Source organism: Fibrobacter succinogenes (genome assembly GCF_902779965.1).
Taxonomy (GTDB): Bacteria; Fibrobacterota; Fibrobacteria; order Fibrobacterales; family Fibrobacteraceae; genus Fibrobacter; species Fibrobacter succinogenes_F.
In genome coordinates, this window is record NZ_CACZDK010000070.1 from 1 (window position 1) to 3,392 (window position 3,392).

Here is a 3,392-nt window from a genome sequence, read left to right on the forward strand (position 1 = left end):
AGAACCGTCGATCATCACGGAAGAGAAACCGTTGTCGATGCAGTCCTTGCAGAGTTCGAAAGAGTCACCGTGGTCGAGGTGGAGCACGATCTGCGGATTTGCGCAGCCGAGTTCCTTGGCGTATTCAACAGCACCCTGAGCCATGTAGCGGAGGATGGTGCCGTTGGCGTAGTTACGAGCACCCTTAGAGACCTGCATGATCACCGGAGACTTGGTTTCAACGGCGGCCTGCACGATAGCCTGCATCTGTTCCATGGTGTTGAAGTTGAAAGCCGGGATAGCATAGCCACCCTTAACTGCCTTAGCAAACATTTCCTTGGTGTTAACCAAGCCGAGTTCCTTGTAAGAAACTGCCATTTGTTTTACCTCTTGTTTTTGATTGGCGACTTGCGCCGCCGGTTTAAAAGTTACGCGCTAAATTTAGCAAAATATTTAAGGTTTTAGGGGTTAGGTTTTAGGGATTAGGGGAAATAATCGCGTCTAGCCACCTATTTATGACGCACGTAGTGCGTGACACTATACCTAATACCTGTTACCTATAACCTACTTCACCTTCTGTGTTCTGTCCGTGATGACGAGGTCCACGCGGCGGTTCTTCTGGCGACCTTCCTTGGTGGAGTTGTCGGCAATCGGCATGGTCATGCCGAGGCCCTTGGCGGTGAGGCGTGTTTCTGCAATGCCCTGTTCCACGAGGAAGTTCATCACGTTTTCGGCGCGCTGCTGAGAAAGCGTCATGTTGAATTCTTCGGAACCGGTGTTGTCGGTGTTTCCTTCGATGGACACGTCAAACTGCTGATAGACCGAGAGGATTCCGGCAATCTTGGCAAGGCTTGTCATGAGGTCGGTCTTCAAGGTGGCGCGGCCCACGTCAAACAAGATATCGGACATCGAGAGGATAATACCGCGGGCGTCCTTGGTCACCTGGATCATTTGGGACTGGAGGGCGTTTAGCTTGTCCATAGCTTCGTTCTTGCTGGCTTCAAGCTTGTCCTTCTGGGCCTTGATGGCTTGCTTTTCGGCTTCGAGGTCAGAGACTTTACCGCTGCGGGCTTCGCCAATCTGTTCCTGGATGGCTTCGATAGTGCGGTTCGTAGCGGCGCGTTTTTCCCAATTTTCAGAAATGTGGTTCTGGATAGCCTGTGTCTCGCTTTGGAGTGTTGCGATTTGTGCGTACTTCTGGCAGTTTTCCAAGAATGTCGGAATCAGCGTGGATTCGTCATCGTCGGCGTAAATCGTTTCGAGGGCGTTCAATGTGCCATAGCCTTCGGCAAGCGTTAGCTTTGCTGCGTATGCGTTTGTGGGCATGTTGGTTTTGGCGTTATCGAGGGCGAGTCTGCACTGGTCCACCGGGGTGACAGAGGGGGCGTCTGCGGCAAAACTCATGGAAGCGGCGAGGGCGCCGAGAGTCAAAATCTTAATCGTCTTCATCTTTGCGGCTCCTTACTTCTTGGTTTCCTTATCGAGAATGCTCTGGTAAAGCGCTTTGCGTTCTTCGTCGGCGCGGAGAGCTTCTTCAAGCTTCTTGTCTTCGTATTTAGCCTTGTCGTTTTCGGATTTGGCTATGGCAAGTCGCATATCGAGTTCGCTCTGTTCAGCAAGCGCTTGGGCTTCTTCGATTTTACCGTCTTCTTTCAAATTTTTGGCTTGAACAAGTTTGGAGTAAGCGCTAGACGTTATGTGAGAGTCGAATTTGCTATCTGTTGCGAGCGAGCGTGTGGCTTCGGCTTGTCCAAGGGAACGGTTGATTCCGCTTTGGCTACCCGAGCAACCGGTAAGGGCTGCGAGTGCAAGCGTTAAAGAACATGCGAATAATTTAGCCTTCATTGGGGCTTCTCCTGTTTTTGATATTCCACGCCAAAATTACATTATGGTTTATTAAAAAGTTCTTTCAATCACTCAAAACTTTTTTTACTTGCGTATAGGGATGGAATTGTGTAAATTTATTTTGTGTATAGGAAGAGGTTCTATGAATATTTTTGTAAGAAACTTGTTTTTTCCTGGAATTTTCTCCTTCTTTGTGTCTGGCGCTTTTGCCGGCAATATTGAGTATCACCTGAATAAGTCCGCAAATCCAACCAATGACGAGCGCGAAGCTTATGCGCTTATCGAGGCCGCTATGGATTCGGCGGTTTTCCTGTACAACAAGTATTCTGACCTTTCCAAGCACATCGAAGTTTATTACAGCACGGGCGTTCCGACTGCAGAAGCAAGCAGCAATGGCGACCTTCGTTTTGGCAAGGATCGCAATTATATGTTTGTAGGTACAGCCATGCACGAGATGGCGCATACGCTTGGCATGGGCACGACTTCGGCTTACCAGTCGATGATGAGCGGGGGTGTGTTCAAGGGCGAAAAAGCTCAAAAGGTTATCAAGGAAATTGATGGGCCGGATGCTGTGCTCAAAGGCGATAGCCAGCACTTTTGGCCGTACGGGCTCAATTACCGTAGCGAAGTCAAGTCCGAACAGGATTTAATCAATCACGTGAAAGTCGTGAATGCGATGTACCAAGACATTTTTAAGGAAGCGTTCTACAAAAATGTCAAGTTCAAGTCGGCGGTTGGTCCCGACTTTAAATGCATGGGAATGACGTCGGATAATGCTTTGCAGCTGATGGATTGCATGGATAAGGGTACAGAAATCAAGCTTTATTCTGTTGGCGATAATCCGGTAGCGTATCGTTTTGAATTCGGGAAGCGCGTGCTTGATGTGCCGAACGAATCGACTGCGGCCGGCGTTGTTCTTGGAACGTATCATTGGAACGGCGGCGATCATCAGAAGTTTATTTTGGAAGGCGCTCCAGTAAATATGACGAACGCTTTTTATCTGAAAAATCTCAAGAGTTCTTTGTATCTCGAAGCTAAGGATGGCAAGGTTGTCCAGAACCGTAAAGTCAATAGCGATGAGTTCGTATGGCAAATGGTAGAACTCAAAGATCAAGGCGATTCAACGGATAAGCCTGTGTCTATTGCCAAGCGTAAAGCGCAACGCCAGGAATTGAATGAATCCATGCCTTCGCGGTTGTTCGATGCTTTAGGGCGTGCTGCCGGCCAAATTCGCCGTGGTGTAACGTCTGGGATTTTGAAAAGGAATTAAGAGAAAATTCACTGAGTTCCGTCGAGATTGTAAATCAAGAATAATGGATTCCCTCCCGTTGGTCGAGAATGACCATTGAGCCGAGCGATGCAGAAACATGCTTGCATGTTTCTGTATTCAAGATGAACTGCGTAGGTGCAACGGACTGCTTTCTAGAAGACTGTCGAGGATGGCGGGCTCTTGAATGATGGAAACGCTTGAAAGTCACAAGCCACCCCTAAGAGGGGTGGCTTGCTTTGCCCCTAGAAGGGGCTGTTACTGCCAGCGCCTTAATGACGCTGGCTTTCTCTTCGTTCAA

General features: G+C 48.7%; 5 protein-coding genes. 1 reads left to right on the forward strand and 4 read right to left on the reverse strand.

The genetic code is table 11. From position 1 onward, the window contains the following. The 3 genes from HUF13_RS17060 to HUF13_RS17070 all read right to left on the reverse strand — a co-directional run. Positions 1–357 (reverse strand): class II fructose-bisphosphate aldolase (locus HUF13_RS17060; protein WP_173466626.1); only part of this gene is annotated, 357 nt, incomplete at its 3' end. A gap of 186 nt (positions 358–543) precedes the next feature. Further along, complete coding sequence (locus HUF13_RS17065; protein ID WP_304039359.1) at positions 544–1,428, reverse strand: OmpA family protein; 885 nt, start codon at positions 1,426–1,428, stop codon at positions 544–546. Positions 1,429–1,440: 12 nt separating this feature from the next. After that, positions 1,441–1,824, reverse strand: coding sequence for a hypothetical protein (locus HUF13_RS17070; RefSeq protein ID WP_173476222.1), 384 nt, complete (start codon positions 1,822–1,824; stop codon positions 1,441–1,443). Between the two features lie 142 nt (positions 1,825–1,966). On the opposite strand from HUF13_RS17070, the gene HUF13_RS17075 reads away from it, so the two are divergent. After that, the gene (locus HUF13_RS17075; protein ID WP_173476223.1) at positions 1,967–3,094 is read left to right on the forward strand and encodes an RICIN domain-containing protein; all 1,128 of its coding nucleotides are present in this window, start codon (positions 1,967–1,969) and stop codon (positions 3,092–3,094) included. A 34-nt stretch (positions 3,095–3,128) separates the two neighbouring features. Here HUF13_RS17075 and HUF13_RS17080 read toward each other — a convergent pair whose 3' ends face one another. After that, entirely contained in the window at positions 3,129–3,302 is a 174-nt protein-coding gene (locus HUF13_RS17080; protein WP_173476224.1) for a hypothetical protein, read from the reverse strand. Positions 3,303–3,392: the final 90 nt, after the last annotated feature.